Source organism: Amycolatopsis sp. CA-126428, assembly GCF_002904335.1.
In the GTDB taxonomy this organism is placed as follows: Bacteria; Actinomycetota; Actinomycetes; order Mycobacteriales; family Pseudonocardiaceae; genus Amycolatopsis.
This window is the reverse complement of record NZ_PPHF01000126.1, coordinates 1-16,065: the sequence shown is the minus strand read 5'-3', so window position 1 is coordinate 16,065 and position 16,065 is coordinate 1. Positions and strand designations below refer to the sequence as shown.

At 70.0% G+C, this 16,065-nt stretch carries 18 protein-coding genes and 1 pseudogene; 4 read left to right on the top strand and 15 right to left on the bottom strand.

Features of this window, described 5'->3' with window-relative positions:
- The first annotated feature begins 110 nt into the window (after positions 1 to 110).
- On the top strand, positions 111 to 1,328 hold the full coding sequence (locus C2L58_RS30585) for an IS110 family transposase (RefSeq protein WP_103341142.1): 1,218 nt from the start codon (positions 111 to 113) through the stop codon (positions 1,326 to 1,328).
- Between the two features lie 18 nt (positions 1,329 to 1,346).
- On the opposite strand, the gene C2L58_RS30580 is transcribed toward C2L58_RS30585, so the two are convergent.
- Together C2L58_RS30580 and C2L58_RS30575 are read right to left on the bottom strand one after the other, a co-directional pair.
- A complete protein-coding gene (locus tag C2L58_RS30580) occupies positions 1,347 to 2,192 on the bottom strand; it encodes an ABC transporter permease subunit (protein ID WP_103341141.1) in 846 nt (281 codons plus the stop codon).
- Positions 2,189 to 3,106: an ABC transporter ATP-binding protein gene (locus tag C2L58_RS30575; protein ID WP_103341140.1), complete on the bottom strand. Its 918-nt coding sequence runs from the start codon at positions 3,104 to 3,106 to the stop codon at positions 2,189 to 2,191. The genes C2L58_RS30580 and C2L58_RS30575 overlap by 4 nt, the downstream gene beginning before the upstream one ends.
- A gap of 92 nt (positions 3,107 to 3,198) precedes the next feature.
- Between C2L58_RS30575 and C2L58_RS30570 the strand changes: the two genes are divergently transcribed.
- Both C2L58_RS30570 and C2L58_RS30560 read left to right on the top strand, forming a co-directional pair.
- A complete protein-coding gene (locus C2L58_RS30570) occupies positions 3,199 to 3,822 on the top strand; it encodes a phosphatase PAP2 family protein (RefSeq protein ID WP_103341139.1) in 624 nt (207 codons plus the stop codon).
- Between the two features lie 310 nt (positions 3,823 to 4,132).
- Complete coding sequence (locus C2L58_RS30560; protein WP_199191519.1) at positions 4,133 to 4,783, top strand: DedA family protein; 651 nt, start codon at positions 4,133 to 4,135, stop codon at positions 4,781 to 4,783.
- Between the two features lie 209 nt (positions 4,784 to 4,992).
- Here C2L58_RS30560 and C2L58_RS30555 read toward each other — a convergent pair whose 3' ends face one another.
- From C2L58_RS30555 to C2L58_RS30540, 4 genes are all read right to left on the bottom strand, one after another.
- Entirely contained in the window at positions 4,993 to 6,288 is a 1,296-nt protein-coding gene (locus tag C2L58_RS30555) for a sigma-70 family RNA polymerase sigma factor (protein WP_233226032.1), read from the bottom strand.
- Positions 6,289 to 6,394: 106 nt separating this feature from the next.
- Positions 6,395 to 6,847 carry a hypothetical protein gene (locus C2L58_RS30550; protein WP_103341137.1) on the bottom strand — a complete coding sequence of 151 codons (453 nt, stop codon included), beginning with the start codon at positions 6,845 to 6,847 and terminating at the stop codon, positions 6,395 to 6,397.
- Positions 6,848 to 6,875: 28 nt separating this feature from the next.
- Positions 6,876 to 7,355 carry a helix-turn-helix domain-containing protein gene (locus tag C2L58_RS30545; protein ID WP_103341136.1) on the bottom strand — a complete coding sequence of 160 codons (480 nt, stop codon included), beginning with the start codon at positions 7,353 to 7,355 and terminating at the stop codon, positions 6,876 to 6,878.
- 76 nt (positions 7,356 to 7,431) lie between these two features.
- A complete protein-coding gene (locus C2L58_RS30540) occupies positions 7,432 to 8,823 on the bottom strand; it encodes a protein kinase domain-containing protein (protein ID WP_103341135.1) in 1,392 nt (463 codons plus the stop codon).
- 340 nt (positions 8,824 to 9,163) lie between these two features.
- On the opposite strand from C2L58_RS30540, the pseudogene C2L58_RS50830 reads away from it, so the two are divergent.
- Positions 9,164 to 9,515: pseudogene (locus C2L58_RS50830) on the top strand (sensor histidine kinase); the annotation flags it as partial.
- Between the two features lie 108 nt (positions 9,516 to 9,623).
- Here C2L58_RS50830 and C2L58_RS30530 read toward each other — a convergent pair.
- From C2L58_RS30530 to C2L58_RS30495, 9 genes are all read right to left on the bottom strand, one after another.
- A complete protein-coding gene (locus C2L58_RS30530) occupies positions 9,624 to 10,196 on the bottom strand; it encodes a hypothetical protein (protein ID WP_103341134.1) in 573 nt (190 codons plus the stop codon).
- Complete coding sequence (locus tag C2L58_RS30525) at positions 10,193 to 11,551, bottom strand: hypothetical protein (protein WP_103341133.1); 1,359 nt, start codon at positions 11,549 to 11,551, stop codon at positions 10,193 to 10,195. Before C2L58_RS30525 ends, C2L58_RS30530 begins: the two co-directional genes overlap by 4 nt.
- Complete coding sequence (locus C2L58_RS30520) at positions 11,548 to 12,291, bottom strand: ABC transporter ATP-binding protein (RefSeq protein WP_233226031.1); 744 nt, start codon at positions 12,289 to 12,291, stop codon at positions 11,548 to 11,550. Before C2L58_RS30520 ends, C2L58_RS30525 begins: the two co-directional genes overlap by 4 nt.
- Complete coding sequence (locus C2L58_RS30515) at positions 12,288 to 12,977, bottom strand: hypothetical protein (RefSeq protein WP_103341131.1); 690 nt, start codon at positions 12,975 to 12,977, stop codon at positions 12,288 to 12,290. The genes C2L58_RS30520 and C2L58_RS30515 overlap by 4 nt, the downstream gene beginning before the upstream one ends.
- The gene (locus C2L58_RS30510; protein WP_103341130.1) at positions 12,977 to 13,489 is read right to left on the bottom strand and encodes an RNA polymerase sigma factor; all 513 of its coding nucleotides are present in this window, start codon (positions 13,487 to 13,489) and stop codon (positions 12,977 to 12,979) included. Before C2L58_RS30510 ends, C2L58_RS30515 begins: the two co-directional genes overlap by 1 nt.
- 326 nt (positions 13,490 to 13,815) lie before the next feature.
- On the bottom strand, positions 13,816 to 14,154 hold the full coding sequence (locus tag C2L58_RS50825) for a hypothetical protein (RefSeq protein WP_233226030.1): 339 nt from the start codon (positions 14,152 to 14,154) through the stop codon (positions 13,816 to 13,818).
- A 30-nt stretch (positions 14,155 to 14,184) separates the two neighbouring features.
- Positions 14,185 to 14,658, bottom strand: a complete 474-nt coding sequence (locus tag C2L58_RS50820) for a hypothetical protein (protein WP_233226029.1) — start codon at positions 14,656 to 14,658, stop codon at positions 14,185 to 14,187.
- A gap of 88 nt (positions 14,659 to 14,746) precedes the next feature.
- A complete protein-coding gene (locus tag C2L58_RS50815; RefSeq protein ID WP_233226028.1) occupies positions 14,747 to 14,983 on the bottom strand; it encodes a hypothetical protein in 237 nt (78 codons plus the stop codon).
- A gap of 325 nt (positions 14,984 to 15,308) precedes the next feature.
- Complete coding sequence (locus tag C2L58_RS30495) at positions 15,309 to 15,737, bottom strand: hypothetical protein (RefSeq protein WP_146073711.1); 429 nt, start codon at positions 15,735 to 15,737, stop codon at positions 15,309 to 15,311.
- Between the last annotated feature and the right edge of the window lie 328 nt (positions 15,738 to 16,065).

Below are 16,065 nucleotides of genomic sequence, written 5' to 3'. Positions count from 1 at the left end.
CGTTCTGGACGCCCTGGCCGCTGATTGAGATCTGCGCTTGGTCGCTGTTTATGGAGATGCCGGCGGGTCGTCCACGGGGTGCAGCTGGGAAGACGGGAGGATCGGGCCGGATGGCTGTGGGCAAGGTGTGGGTCGGGATCGATGTCGGCAAGGGCTTCCAGCACGCCTGCGCGGTGGACGCGGCCGGGAAGATCGTGTTCTCGCGGAAGGTCGCCAACAGCCAAGCCGCGATCGAGCAGCTGATCACCCGCACCACCGCCAAAGCCACCGATGGGGTGGTGTGGGCGGTGGACATGACCTCCGGCGCGGCGAGTCTGTTGATCACGTTGCTGCTGGCCACCGGGCAGCCGGTGGTGTCGGTGCCGGGCCGGTTGGTCAACCGGATGGCCGGCGCGTTCGCCGGTGAAGGCAAAACCGACGCCAAAGATTCCCGCACCATCGCCGAAACCGCCCGGATGCGCAGTGATTTGACCCCGATCACCAGCCCCGACGCGGTCGTGGCCGACCTGGGAGTGCTCACCGCGCGCCGGGAAGACCTGATGGCCGACTGGGTGCGCGGGGTCAACCGGATCCGTGAGCTGCTGGCGAGCATTTTTCCCGCGCTGGAGCGGGCGTTCGACTACTCCACCCGCTCGGCGCTGGTGCTGCTCACCGGATTCCAGACCCCAGCGGGCATCCGCGCCGCCGACGCAGCCGGCCTGTCGGCCTACCTGACCGAGCGCGGCGCCTGGGCCAAGGGAATCCCGTCCATGGTCGACAAAGCCCAGGCCGCCGCGGCGGAACAAACCGTGGCCCTGCCGGCAGAGTCGGTGACCGCGCCGTTGATCGCCCGGCTGGCCAGGCAGCTGCTGGACCTGGACCGGGAAATCAAGGACCTGGACAAGCGGCTCGGTGCCCGGTTCGCTGAGCACCCGGACTCCGGGCCCATCACCAGCCTCGACGGGTTCGGCCCGATCCTGGGTGCTCAGCTGCTGGCCGGCATCGGCGGTGACCTGCAGGCAGCGTTCCGCAGTTCCGGGCACCTGGCTGCCTACGCAGGTCTCGCCCCGGTGCCGCGTGATTCCGGCCGGGTACGCGGCAACCTGCACCGTCCCCAGCGCTACCACCGAGGCCTGCGCCGGGTGTTCTATCTGGCCGACCTGACAGCGATGAGACGGCCCGACAGCCCATCTCGAACCTTCTACCTGCGCAAACGCAGCGAGGGGAAGCGGCATATCCAAGCCTTGATCGCTCTGGCCCGCCGCCTGGTCGACGTCATCTGGGCACTGCTGCGCGACGGTCGCGAGTTTCATCTCTCACCACCGGTCACAGCCGCAACTGTCGCTTGACACGCTCATTGAAACTCCTCAGGCGTCCCGGCGCTTGAGGAGAACCGCCGCGGCCACGAGCGCGACGACCACGTAGCCGCAGAACCAGGCGAACCCGGTCCAGGGCGCGAGCATCGCGGCGTCCGGGCGGACGGTGACCAGCGCCTGCCCGGCGTTGCTCGGCAGGTAGGGCACGATGTGCGGAGCCCAGTTGTCCGGCAGGGCCTCCGCGATCCCCGGCAGCACCAGCAAAAGCCCGAACAGGGTCGCGATCGCGCCCGCGGTGTGCCGGATCAGCCAGCCCAGCGCGACGCCGAGCATGCCCACCACCGTCAGGTACAGCCCGACGCCGACCACCGCCCGGAAGACCCCGGGTGCCGACAGCGTCGTCTCGATGTGCTGGCTGCTGAGGAACGCCTGTCCGCCGAGGAACGCGGCGAACGAGCTCACCGTGCCGACCACGAACGAGACGACCGCGAAGATCGCGAGCTTCGCCCACAGCACCGGCAGCCGGGTCGGCACCGCGGAGAAGGTGGCCCGGATCGACCCGGTCCCGTACTCGCCGGAGACGATGAGCACGCCCAGCACCCCGATCACCAGCTGGGCGAGGACGTAGCCGCGGATGCTGACGTCGGTCGGGTCGAAGCGCAGCCTCGCCTGCGGCCGCATGACCGGCCAGCGGTTCGCGGCGGCGGCCGAAAAGATCCAGCCCAGCGCGACCATGCCGCCCACAGCGACGACGATCGCCAGCGGGGACGAGCGCAGGGACCGGAACTTCAGCCATTCGGAACGCAGCACGCGCGTCCAGGTGACCTTCAGGTCTTCGGGCGTGGGTGCGGCGGGCGTGGGTGCGGTCCCGCCGGTCGTGGCGAGGGTCGTGGTCATGACGCGTGCCTTTCCGTGACCCGGTATTCCAGGGCGTCGTCGGTGAGCTCCATGAACGCCTGCTCGAGCGAAGCCTGCACCGGTGTCAGCTCTTCGAGGGGGATGGCTTCACGGCAGGCGACGCGGCCGATCTCGGCTCCGTCGAGGCCGGTGACCTCGAGCAGGTCCGGCTGCACGCTGGTGACGCCGACGTCGGGGCCGGCCAGCAGGTCGCCCAGCCGTGCGGCGTCGGGGGTGCGGACGCGCACGACCTTGCTCGACGCGCGCCGGACGAACTCCTCGACCGAGGTGTCGGCGATCAACTTGCCTTTGCCGATCACGATGAGGTGCTCGGCGGTCAGCGCCATCTCGCTCATCAGGTGCGAGGACACGAAGACGGTCCGGCCCTCGGCCGCCAGTCCGCGCAGCAGGGTGCGGATCCACAGGATGCCCTGCGGGTCGAGGCTGTTCACCGGCTCGTCGAGCACCAGTGTCGCCGGGTCGCCCAGCAGTGCGGCGGCGACGCCGAGGCGTTGGCCCATGCCGAGGGAGAACCCGCCGACGCGTTTGCGGGCGACGTCGTGGAGGCCGACGAGGTCGATGACCTCGTCGACGCGGCGTCGCGGGATGCCGGTGGTCAGGGCGAGGGCGAGCAGGTGGTTGTAGGCGGTTCGTCCGGTGTGGACGGCTTTCGCCTCCAGGAGCGCGCCGACTTCGTGCAGGGGAGCGGCATGCCGGTAGTAGTCCTTGCCGTTGACGGTGACCGTGCCGGCCGTGGGGGCGTCCAGGCCCATGATCATCCGGATGGTGGTGGACTTCCCGGCCCCGTTCGGGCCCAGGAAACCGGTCACCACCCCGGGTTTCACCGTGAACGTCAGGTCGTCCACCGCGGTCTTCTCACCGTAGCGCTTGGACACGCCGCGTGCCTCGATCATGCCGCCCTCGTCTCTGCCCGGTCGTCACCCGTCAATCTACACTCGTGTAGAAGTGAATGGTGAACGCTGGGTAGCGGAAAGGGGGCGTTCGGATGGACGGCGGAGTCGTCGACGGTGGCTGGTACCTCGACGTGGTCGGATTTGCCCGGTCCACGCCGTGGTTGCACGGTTTCTTCCAGATCTACACCGACGCCGGACTGGGGCTGCTCGCCGTGCTCGCCGCGGTGGCCTGGTGGCGCGGACGCGGGAAACCGGCCGAAGTCATGGCCGCGGCGCTCTGGGTTCCGTTGGGTGCCCTGCTGGCCTACGGGCTGAGCAACCTGGTGAAGATTGTGGTCCAGGAGCCGCGTCCGTGTCTGCGCTATCCGGCGATGCCGACGGTGGCACCGTGTGACTTCGCGACGGATTACTCGTTCCCCAGCAACCACGTGGTGCTCGCGGTGTCGGCGGCGGTCGGTCTGCTGCTGGTCGCCTGGCGAGTCGGCCTGGTCGCTCTCGTGCTGGCCGCGTTGGTCGCGTTTTCGCGCGTGTACTTGGGGGCGCACTACCCACACGACGTCTTCGCCGGCGCGGTCCTCGGCGTAGCGGTGGCCTGTTGCGGCCTCCTGCTGCGGCGGCCATTGACCGCTCTGGTCCTCTGGGGCCGGGAGGGACGGCTGTCCGTACTGGTCGGGACAGCCGGTCCGGCCCGGCGCAGCACGCCCCAGCGGCGGTGATCACCGCCTCGGTGGCGAAGCCGAGGAACAAGCGCCACGTGTGACGATCTTGAGATTGGCCTTGCGGGCCATCGAAAGCAGTTCGATCACGACGTACAGGATCGATCCTGCGGCCAGCGCCTGGCCGGCGGGGCTGCCAAATCATGTCTACCGACAGCGGACGCAGATGAGGACAGGGCAAGCGCAGGGTTCGCTGGAGGTAAACGCCTTGCCGGAAAGACAAGTTCGTCGCCCGTGGCGTTCTTTCTGAATGAGGGGGTGTGACCGTCTCGCTTCTACGTTCGTGTAGAAATAACGGGTAGATGCTGTCATGGAGAGGCCGGTGGTGGTCGACGTGAACCCGCTGAGTGCGACGTCCTGGCTCGCCGATCTCGGCGCGGCCGGCGTGTTCCTGGTGCTGTTCGCCGAGACGGGGCTGCTGATCGGGTTCTTCCTGCCCGGTGACTCGCTGCTGTTCACCGCCGGGCTGTTCTGCACGACGAGCGCCACCGCCGTCGTGCACCTGTCGTTGCCGCTGGTGCTGCTTGCTGCGGTGGCGGGTGCGCTCACCGGCGCACAGGTCGGCTTCGTACTCGGCCGCCGCGGCGGCCGGCCCCTGCTGACGCGGGTGCGGAATCCGCACCTGCATCGCGGGGTCGAGCGCGCCGAAGAGCTGCTCAGCCGTTATGGCTACGCGAAGGCCATCGTCCTGGCCCGGTTCATTCCGATCGTGCGCACCGTGCTCAACCCGATGGCCGGGATCCTGGCGGTGCCCGCTCGGACGTTCACGATGTGGCAGGTGTTCGGTGGCCTGCTGTGGTCGATCGGCGTGACGCTTGCCGGTTATCTGCTGGGCGCGAGCATCCCGGGGATCGACCAGTACCTGCTGCCGATCATCGCGGTCATCGTTGTCGTCTCCTTGATTCCGCTTTTCTTGGAGCTGTGGCGGAGCCATCGTGAATCGAAGGCTTCGCGTGAGTGACCCGCATCCACAATGGATCAAGGGTGTGTCAGCGACCTCATGAAGACCGGTGGGCCATGCTGACCATCAGCTGGTCTACCCCACGGTCGAGAATTCGGCGAGCGATGTCGGAGGGTGAGGTGTCCTCCGTCGGCGACGAGGGTGATGTCTCCCTGACGATGCAGGCAACGCCGCCCGTCTCGAGCAAGCCGCGCTCGCCGGACTTCCGGTCATCCCTGAGGTGCCGGCGTTGTCGAGCTCGCGGTCTTGCTCGCCTTCTTCGACTCCTTGGCCGCTTGCTTCGACTCCCTTGCGGCCTGCCTGGACTCCTTCGCGGCCTGCCTCGACTCTTTCGCGGCTTGCTTGTCGCTCAAGGTCGAGTCCGTGGCCTGCCCGGACCCGGGCTCCCCGGCGGCGGCCGTCTCGTCCGCCGGGCCGGCCGGGCCTGAGGTGAGCTGCGGACCCGGTGGATCCGGCGTGACCTGGCCGGTTCCACCCGGCGCCTGCTGCGCCCCCGTGTCCTGCGTGGCGGGACCGGTTTGCACGGTCCGGGTCGTCGCACCTTCGCCCCCGGAGTACGGCGGCGGGGCGTCACTTGAGCTGCCCACGCCGATCGTCACCGTCGTCACCACGACCGCGCCCGCGGCGGCCACCTTCGCCGCCGTGATCCACGACAGCGCGGATGCACCGGAACCCGTGGCCGCGCCGGACGAAGCAAGCGATCCGGTCGTGGTCAGCCAGTGCGTGATGATCGGCAGGCCCAAAATGAGCGGGGCGACGGTCGCGGGCAGCTCCTCGTTCAGTTCCTGCAGGCCGGCGGCCAGCTTCCGGCAGTCCGCGCAGCGGTCGAGGTGGATGGTGATCCGGTGCGCTTTGAGGTCGGAGATGTCATCGCGCACCCACCGGGCCAGCTGGGCGGAGACGTTCTTGCAGTTGCGCCGCCGCGCCTCGGGAACGTGCTGGTCGAGGTAGGCCTGGCGCAGGCCTTCTCGGGCGCGGTAGGCCAGCGCCGCCACTCCGTTCGGTGTCATCCCGAGGTCTTCGGCGATCTTCGCAGGCGACTCGCCGTCGATCTCGGTCCGCCACAGTACGGTCCGCCACCGCTCGGGCAGGCCCGCGAAGGCGTCGGCGGCGACTGTCGCGTGCATCCGGTTGCCGACCGGTTCGTCGCTGCTCGCGCTGGGCAAGACGTCCGGGACCTCGGCCACCGGGGAGATAGTCGCGTCGCGCCGGCGCCAGCTGATCATCGTGTTCCGGATGGTGGTCAGCAGGTACGGCCGGAAATCCTCGTCGGGTCCTTCGCCGTTGCGCAGAATCCGCAGTACGCGGGTGAATCCTTCGGCGATGAGGTCGTCGCGCTCGGCGTGGTCGGCGGCGATCGCGGCCGCCACCCGGCGGGCGGCGGGGAGGTGTCGGTCGTAGAGCTCGCCGTACGCCGCGATGTCGCCACCGCGGACCGCCGCGATCAGGGCTGCGTCGCTCGGGGCGTCCGTCGTCCCGGCCACCGCCGGCGCCACTTCGGTCACCAATTTCCCCCTCGCTCGTGCGTTTGCACGTGCAGAACGTCAAATGATGGTGGTGCAAAGAGCTGCCGCGCGCAAGGTTTTCGGTGCGGCGCCGGTAAGGTGATGTTCAAGGGGAGGATGGCGGCGGGAGTTCCGGTTGCGGAATCGCCAGGTAGGCCGCCAGGCGCACCCGCAGACCCCGCAAATCCCGCAGGGCCACGAAGAACGTCCGTACCGGGCGGTAGCCGTCACCTTCGCCGGCGCGGACCGGTCCGTCGAAATAAACAGCGTACGCGACCCTGTCCACCCGCGCCTGGCTCCACCGGCCCAGGTTGTGCCCACCCCTTGTGCCGGCGTCGGGTCGAGCCGCCAGCACGGCCTCCACTGCGACCTCCAGACCTGCCAGGGACGAGGCGGGGACCAGGACGCTGCGACCCGGCCGGACGTGCGGTAGCAGTTCGTGTGGCGCGGCCCCCGCCGAGAAGCAGGTGAAGATCGCCTCGTCACCCTCGATGGCGGCCGTCCAGCGGCCCATGCCGGGTGATGCGGGTATGACGTGCACCGGCTCAGCATCCCGCATCCGGCCGTCCTCGCCGAGGGCGGCCGGCTCAGCACGGGCTCGGCGCCAGCTGGCCGAGGGCCGTGACGACCCCGGCGACCGACATTCCGCACAACCGGGCCAACTGCTCGATCGCGGCCGGGGGAATGACCTCCTTCGCGTCGTCCGGGGAGGCAGACAGGGCAAGGCGGTTCTGTGCCCACCGGCGCAGCGGTTCCAATGCGGGTGGAGCGCTGTGGACGATCCTCGTCAGATCCAACCGCAAGCCCGTCTCCGGGCCGGCCGCCATCCTGCGGTGGGCACGGGCCAGCAGATCGCTCGGCGATTCCCCCAGCGCGACGCAGAGTTCCACGAACCTGATCAGCGTGCACTGGCGGGTGCCCTGTTCGTAGGTGGCCAGGGTCTGCAGGGAAAGGCCGCCACCCATCCGGGATCGCAGCTCTTCCCGGGTCCATCCGCGTTCCGCGCGGGCTTGGCGGAGTTCATCGCCCAGGACCCGGCGGTAGCGGACGTTGTCGATGCTGACCACTCGATGGCCTCCTCGGTATCGATCGGGGTAACGACGCAATCCCGTTGGCGTGACGGGCAAAGACTGGCGCTGCAGGTCACGGACTGCAGCGCAGCGAAGGAATTCCCGGTTTGCCGGTGGTCGTGGTCAGGTTCAAACCGAATGTCGTCGAATCGCCGGGTGCGATGACGCCGTTCCATGCCGCGTTGGTGACCTTCATGGATTGCCCGGTCTGGGTCAGGGTGCCGTTCCACAAGTCTCGGACAGTTACTCCGGCTGGTTGTGTCCAAGTCACGGTCCACGTGGCGATCGGGGAACTGCGGTCGTTGTGCACGGTCACCGATGCCTGCGCGCCATCGGGCCAGGAACTGGCGATGGAGAAGCCGGCGGAACAGCCCGGCCGGTCGGCGGCCGGTGGCGGAGAGGTATCGCGTACCCGGCCCGTGCGCTCGGCCGCGACTGCCGTCGTGGTCACCGCGACGGTGCGTTCGACCGTGATTCCGGAGGGCGTCGGGACGGGCGCCGCGGCAGGTGCGGCAACTTCTTCCGTGGGCCTGCTCAGGACCACGCCGGTCAGGCATGCGGCCGCGACCACCCCACCGGCTACGGTGACCGTGAGCCGGCGGCTGAGCCGGGGCGTGCGGTCACGCACCGCAGCCGCGTTCGACGCCCGCGCCGGCGCGGCGAGCATCGCTTCGGCGTCGGCCATGGACGGTCGTTCGGCGGGATCGTGCCGCAGCAGGCTGAGGATGACGTCGGTGAGTGGCCCGGCCTGCGCCGGCACCGTGATGTCCCCGCTCGCGATGCGCTTGAGCAGCACGATCGGGTTGTCGCCGATGCCGGACGGAGGCGCGCCCTCGACGGCGGTGTAGAGCGTCGCGCCGAGGGAATAGACGTCGGAGGCGAAGGTGCAACAGCCGCCGTCGGCGACTTCCGGGGCCAGGTAGGCCGGCGTGCCCGCGACGAGCCCGCCGCCGGTCATCGTGCCGTCGCCGACGGCGTGGGCGATCCCGAAGTCGGTGATCATCGCCGTGCCGTCCTCGGTGACCAGGACGTTGTTCGGGGTGACGTCGCGGTGCAGGACGCCTTCGGCGTGGGCGACGGTGAGCGCGGACGCGACCTGACGGCCGAACTCGGCCACGTCGGCGGCGGGCAGTGGCCGGCCCCGCTCCAGGAGCAGGTCGGTCAGCGACCGGGACGGCAGGTATTCGAGCACCAGGTACACCGAGCCGTCGTCTTCGACGACGTCGTACACGGTGACCGCGTGCGGATGCTTGACCCGTGCGGTCAGCTGTGCTTCACGGACCGCGTCGGCGGCCCGGCGTGACCACGTGGTCTGCGGGGTGTCCAGCTCGTGGACGATCTGCTTGAGGGCGACCAGGCGGCTCAGCCGCTCGTCCTGAGCGCGCCAGACCACGCCCATCGCCCCTTGGCCCGCCCGCTCAAGCAACCGGTACCGCCCGGCGACCACGGTGTCTTCCAGCCCCATGAGCCCCCCATCCGGTCTTCCCGGAGATCACTACGGCCTGGTGGGACATCCGGTTCGGAATTTCCGGCAACGGTCCGGCCGGCGCCGGTCATCGGTAAGGGGGTGCTAGGTGATTGTCTCGTACGAGTTCTGCTCGGACCTGGACCCCGTCGGCTCTAGAAGCTGGGCCGGCGGGGTCATCTTCAGTTCTACCCCGGCGATCGTGCCAGTGCGATCCACGCCCGGCGTGGTGTCGCGGTCGCCGACACTGGACCGGGTGAACCGCGGGTGCGGGTGCTCGAGGACGGCACCAGCCACTGGTGGGGACGCAGGAACCCGGCTGGGTAACCCGCTGGCGTTCGCGCTCGTCGTCGACCGGGCTTCGCGCCGGGCCGATGCCGCCGCTCGGGCGCGAACAGAGGCCGCGCTGCCGGCCTCCTACGCGCGGACCGTGCTCGGGAACGGTGAGCCGCTGCAGCGGCTGCTGGAGAAGGGCGAGCGAACTTCGGGCTCGAGTCGGTCTCGCCGCTGGAGAAGCAGGACGACGAATGGGTCCGCGCGGCCTGCACGGGGACCGGCCATGCGACGACCCGGACGAAGCCGACGTCGACGTCCCGGTGACTGACGACGTCCACCTGGCGTTGCGCGGCCGGACGCTGCCGGCACACGACCAGCGTCCGGAAGCTGCCTGGTCGTGCGAAGCAGCGCTCGCTGCGGATGGGCAATGAGGTTCGCAATCCGTACATCGTCTGGGTGATATCGAGCGTCGAGGCCCGGACGCAGACGGTCCGAGTCCGAAACGCGTTCGGTCGGGTCTCGTTCTACGGCCGTTCCGAAGGGGTGTCCCGTGGGCCGCGCAACGTGGTGATCGTGAGTCCGGCGATGAGGGTCGTCGCGGCGAGCAAGGTCGCGGCGCGGTTGTCAGCAGGCAGGATGGGCCAGGCCCAGGGCGGGTCCTGGTGGAGGTCGATTTCGGCGGCGCAGATCAGGACGTAGCCGAGTGGGGCGGTCCAGGCCAGCGGTGCGCCGGTGAAGGTGGCGGTGAGCAGGGCGAGTCCGGTCAGTCCAGCGAGGTTCCGGACCATGGTGGCGGGGTCGTCGGAGGCGGCGGCGAGTGCTCCGGTGGCGATCGCGAGCAGGGTGAGGACGTGCAGCAGCCGAAGGGTGGGCAGCGGCCGGCTGGCCCGTTCGGGGTCGCCGAAAAGGCTGCGAGTGCCGGCGGCGATCACGGCTGCCGCCGCGCACGCGATGAGGATCGGGAGCAGCTGCGAGAGCGTGCTGGTGCCGTGGGTCCACTTCGCGCACGCCCGCAGGGCAAGGGCGGTTGCGATGAGCAGTGCGACGGCGAGGCGAGTCCGGCGGCTGTCGAGGTGGAGGTGGAGAAGCCGGGTCATGGGACGTCCTGCGGGGTGAGTCCGCCGGCGGCGATAGCGGGTAGGTGGGTGGCGAACCAGCTGGTGCGTGCGGCGGGGTCGAGGGCGGCGAGGCGGGTCGCTGCCGCGTCGGTGGCGGGGGTGCGGGACAGGCCGGACGCGGGTTCGTCGCCGGCTTGGTGCAGCAGGTAGGTCGCGACCGCGATCTGGGCCGGGGTCGGGTGGGTGGAAGTCGTGGTGACCAGGGCCAACGCGATCCTGGTTTCGATCTGTTCGGCGAAGGCAGGCGGGGCGAGAGTGTTGTCGTGGATGATGAAGTGGGGGACGGTCAGCACGGGCGGGGTGCCGGTGACCTGTGGCGGCCCGGTTTCCCCGGCGCGGTGTTCGGCGCGAACGGGGAATGCGGGGGTGCCGGCCAGGGGCGCGGCGATCGCGTTGACCACTGTGGACAGTGTGGTGAGTTCGGTGGCGTAGGCGGGGTGGAGGCAGACGGGCAGCCGGTCGGTGCTGCAGGCCGGTGTGTAGGCGACGGATCGGTCACTGGTGTCGTTGTGCAGCAACGGTACGCTCAGCCCGCGGCGGTCGGTGGTTCCCGTGATCACCAGTGTCGCGGCCGCCGATGCCAGGAGGAGGCCGGCGGCGACGGCGATGGTCCCGCCGCGGCGGGTGTTGTGCCATTCGTGGCGGGTGGTGCGGGCGAGGGCGCCGAGGGCGACAGCGAGGACGCCGGCGAGGAACAGAAGCTGGGTCTCGGCCAGGTCGGGCCGGACGTCGTAGAAGACCGCTGATTCGAGGTCGATGGCGGGAAACAGCGGGCTGAGCAGGCCGAGCCGCGCTCCGTCGCCGACGGCTTCCATGCCGGCAGCCATAGCGAGCAGGGTCCCGATCGCAACCAGGGGAGCGGTGAACCGGCCGGGAAAGCGCCTGCCGAACGCGAATCCGAGGGCGGAGCAGGTGATCAGCGCGACGAGACCGACGGCGACCGGCCACCAGACAGGTCCGCCCCAGGTGGCCTGCGTAGCGGTGATCGCGAAGATCGTCACGGCGGTGGCGAGGTAGGCGAGCACCGCCCAGCCGGTCGTGGCGGCCCAGGTCAGGACGGCCCGGCGGAACGGGTTGCCGGGGGTGGAGCGGAGGAGTTCGGTCAGGTGGCGGCGGTGGTCGCGCGATGCCATCCAGGTGGCGGCGCCGGCCACGAACGGGCCGAGTCCCTGGATGGCGCTTTGCAGGTCGGTGCTGCGGTCGGGCCACAGCGCGACCGGGGTCAGGTTTCGGCTGATCGGCGAGAGCCACAGGACGAGCACCATGACGGGCATGAAGACCGGCAGGACCGGAAGTGCGTTGCGGCGGACCTCGATCCGCAGGAGCCGGATCACGATCGTGCCTGGGCGAGGACGGCGGCGTAGCCGCGTTCGAGGGGTGCGTCGCCGACGGCGAAGCCTTCGCCGCGGGCGGTGAGGTCGGCGGGGGTGCCGGTGAATACGAGCCGGCCGGCCAGCATCAGGCCGACCTGGTCGCAGGCGGTGCCGACGTCTTCGACGAGGTGGGTGCTGACCACGACGGTGGCGTCGGCGCCGATGTCGCGCAACAGGGTGCGGAACTCGAGGCGTTGCTCGGGGTCCAAGCCTGCGGTGGGTTCGTCGAGCAGCAGCAGCTGCGGCTCGTTGACGATGGCTTGGGCGATGCCGACCCGGCGCAGCATCCCGCCGGAGAGGGTGCGCAGTTTGGCCCGGGCGCGGTCGCCGAGGCGGACTCGTTCGATCGCGGCCGCGACTGCTCGCGGGACCTGTGCGGGCGGCATTTCTTTGAGCAGCGCGAAGTATTCGACGAACTCGAAGACGGTGAAGTTGCGGTAGAAGCCGAGGGACTGCGGGAGATAGCCGAGCCTGCCGCGGATGTAGCGGCGGTCTTGCGGCTGGTCGGGGTCCCGGCCGAGCAGCCGCATGCGCCCGGTGGTCGGGGGCAGTACGGTCGCCAGCGTGCGCAGCAGCGTGGTCTTGCCGGCGCCGTTCGGCCCGAGCAGCCCGAACACGCCCTGCCCGAGCGCGAGGTCGACCCCGGCGATCGCTTCGGTGCGGCGGAATCTGCGGGTCACGCCTTGGATGTCGACGTTCACGACCACCCTCGTTTCTTTCCGGCCGGCGTACGGGTCACGAGCAGCACTACCGCGATGCAGAGCACCACGGACAGCAGGTACAGGGGCATCAGGACCGGGGCCGACGCCGCGGCGTCGATCCGGCCGGTGGCGACCTGGCCGGCGAGTACGACGAGGCACCAGCCGCCCAGGCCTGCGGTCATGCCGACGTTCGCCGAGCCGGCGACGGTCGCGGTGGCCAGAGCCAAGGCCGTCACGGCAGTCATCGGGACGAGCCAGGACAAGGTGAGGCCGGTGGCCAGTGGCGTGAGGACGGAGGCGGCCACGCCGAGCCCGGCGTTGACCGCGAACACCGCCAGGGAGCGGACCAGCAGCACCATCCGGGCGGTGACCGGCATCGTCAGGCCCAGTTCGTAGGCGGGGTCGGTGCCCGGGCCGTAGGCGTAGGCGATGCCCGCCCCGGCGAGCGCGGGCGCCAGCAGAGGCACCAGCGCCGTGCCGGCAGGTCTCGAGGCGACCACCCCGACCGTCAGCACCACCACGGTGGCCACCAGCCACGACCGCAGCAGTGACGGCGTGACGACCAGGGCTTTCGCCAGGCCGGGTGAGCGCAACAGCCGTCGGGCCAGCCGTTCAGTACGGCTCGGGCCGGTCGCCCAGACCCGGCCCGCGACCCGGGTCCACACGCGGTCGAGATCGACGTCCATCACGCACCTCCCTGCCGTAGCGCCGCTCGCAGAAGGCGCCGGATCCGGTAGGCCCGGCTCTTGACGGTTCCCTCTGGTACTCCGAGGCGGCGGGCGACGTCGGCGACTGAGCGGTCCTGTTCGAACAGGAGGCGCCACAGTCGTTGCTCCTCGTCGCTGAGCGAGGCGACCGCTTCGGCGATTTCGACGCGGTCGACCGCTGCCGACTCCGGGTCCTCCGGGGCGATCGTGTCGACCGGCGGGAGCGGGGGCCGTCCCGTCCGGCGCAACCACAGCGCGGCTTGCCGCTTCGCGATACCCCACAACCACGCCCCGGCCCGGCCGTCGGGCCGGTACCGCGACGCGCCCTGCCAGACCGCGACGAATGTCTCCTGCAGGACGTCCTCCACCGCCGCGGCCGGCAGCACCCGGCCCAACCGGGACGCCAGCCACGGTGCATGCCGCGAGTACAGCACCCGCAGGGCGCCGTCATCACCGCCGGCCGCTGCCGTGATCAGCTCGTCGTCATCCATCGCCTCTCTATTGCACACCGCACCGATCCGGTTCACCCCGATCGAAATAGCGGAATCGGGGCCGGAACGGTCAAACGTCGCGACGGGTGACGCACACGGCCGCGGCCGTGATCGTGGCGGCGAGGTAGGTCAGGCAGACGAGCGTCGCGAAGCTCGCCGATGGCCATTCGAGGGTCGTGGAGCGTGGTCCAGGTCCAGGCCCTCCGCGGCGACGCCCGGTGCCCAGCGGGACAGTGCGGTGGAGTCGGAAATCCCTTTGAGGACCATGACGGTGAGGAACAGGAGTCCGGCGGTGAGGGCGGTCGCGCCGGCGGTGTGCCGGACGATCATGCCGATTGTGGCGCCCAGCAGTGCGACGGTGCCGACGTAGAACCCTTGGCCCAGCACAGCCCGCAGCACGTTCGGGTAGCCGAGGCCGACGTCGAGGGCTTGCCGGCGAGGGCGGCCTGGCCGGTGAAGAACGTCAGGAACGCGAGCAGCTCCTCGGCCGCGAAGGCGATCCCGCCGACGATGAGCAGCTTGGCGGCCAGGACCCGGCCGCGCCGCGGGGTGGCGGCGAAGGTGAGCCGCATCGTGCCGGTGCCGTATTCCGAGGTGACGGCGAGGACGCCGGGCAATGCGAAGGCGAACTGGGCCAGTTGGAAGCCGGTGAAGGTACTGAACACGGGATCGAATTCCGCTCGCGCGCGGAGTCCTCAGGTGTCCCAGGCGCGGACCGCGGAGCGGGCCTGGAGCACCGCGAGCGACAGCGTCGCGGTGACGGCCAAGAGCAACGGTGTCGAACGCACTGAGCGGAGTTTCGTCCACTCGGCGGCCAGCAGGCCACGGCCGGGCAGGATCGTGTTCATCGGGCGTCCTCGAGCGAGGGCGGGCGCGGAGTCAGTTCGAGCAGCGGGACGCCGTGTGCCCGCGGCGATCGCGGCGATGTCGCCCGGGGTGAGGCCGGTGACGGCGAATCCGTGGTGCGGTTCCGGCGTGACGGTGGCACCGCGCGCGCTGAGCAAAGACGGGAGCGCCGTGTCTCCTGCGTTGCGGACCAGCACGTCGCCGCCGTCGAAGCGGACGAGGTCGGCCATGGGAGAGTCAGCCAGCAGCCGTCCCCGGCCGAGGATCAGCACGTGGTCGGCGGTCAGCTGCAGTTCGCTGATCAGGTGGCTGGAGATCAGCACGGTGCGGCCCTCGGCGGACGTCGACCGGAGCGACCGCGGATCCAGTGCACGCCGTCGGGGTCGAGCCGGTTGACCGGCTCGTCGAAGATCAGGATCCCGGGATCGCCGAGCAGCGCCGCGGCGATCCGAGCCGCTGCTTCATCCCGAGCGAGAACCCGCCGACCCGCCGGTGTCCGACGTCGGCGAGTCCGGTGAGCCGCAGGACCTCGGTGACGCGATCGGCCGGGACGTCGTTGGTCTGGCCGAGCCGGCGCAGGTGGTCCTGTGCACGGCGGCCACCGTGCACGGCGGTGGCGTCGACGGACCTGCGCGGCCCGGTGGGCACGGGCTCGTCGGCATGCGAGAGCGCGGGCCGTGATCTGCGGCGGTGAGCTCACGGATCCTGGCCTGCCGGGCCGGTCTGGTGCCCGGCGTAGCCTAAACCCGATACGGGCACCGCGGCGAGGCGCCCTGGTCGTGCTCGTGGAGGCCGTCCGAACGGTCGCGCTCGACAAGACCGGCACGCTGATCCGCAACCGGCGGTGGTCACCGAAGTCGTCGGCGTCGGCGGGATCGCTGCCGACCGGGTACTCAGCGTCGCCGCAGCGCTGGAGGCGCGCAGCGACCCCCATGGTCGAGGCGGCTGGCATCGGGTTGGCGGTGCCCCTAGATCAAGCGACGATGAGCGCGACCGCAATCAGGACCGTGATCAACACCAAACCTACGAGCAGCAGCGGGCCGACGAAGGCCAGCCATGCGGCTGCCACGAACCAGGCAATGGCAGTCAACGACGTCAGTATCGGTGCGGCGCGCGAGACCAGGCCGAACATAGCGGGCGGGGAGTCGGCGAGCTCCGGCGGCCGAACTGCGACACCGGTTCGGACGAATGCGGCAATATCGGGGAGTCTGTCGGGCGCGAGCGCTGCATCGTGGCCACCGGGTAAGTAGCGGTACTGCTCCGCTGCCGGGGGCATTTCCTGGAACCCGGTGAAGCCGCCGACCCCGATGTCTCTCATGCGCAGGCCGCGCAGCCCGCTGCACAGCCATGCCACAGGTTTGTCCTTGGACGCGCAGACGTTGACCACGCGGCCGACTTGCATTTGTCAGCGTGTCCGCACCAGTCGAACTCCGGTGGGAGAACAGAGCCGGCCAGGAACACGCGGTCGAAGCGTATTGACGCCACGTACTTCAAGGCCTGTCCGAGCATGTAGGTGCCGTTGCTGTGACCGACGAAGTGGAACGGTAGGTCGGGGTGGCGAGCGAGAAGGTAGCTGTACTGGTCGAGGAACCAGTAGAGAGTGCGGCGACGAGTGACGGGAATCGCAAAGTTGTACGCGGAGAAACGTCCATACGAACGGGACTGCCCCGAGTTTGGTTGACTCGCAGGTGGGGTGGATCAGGCCGCGGTTGCGTGCCTGTTGATTGTCT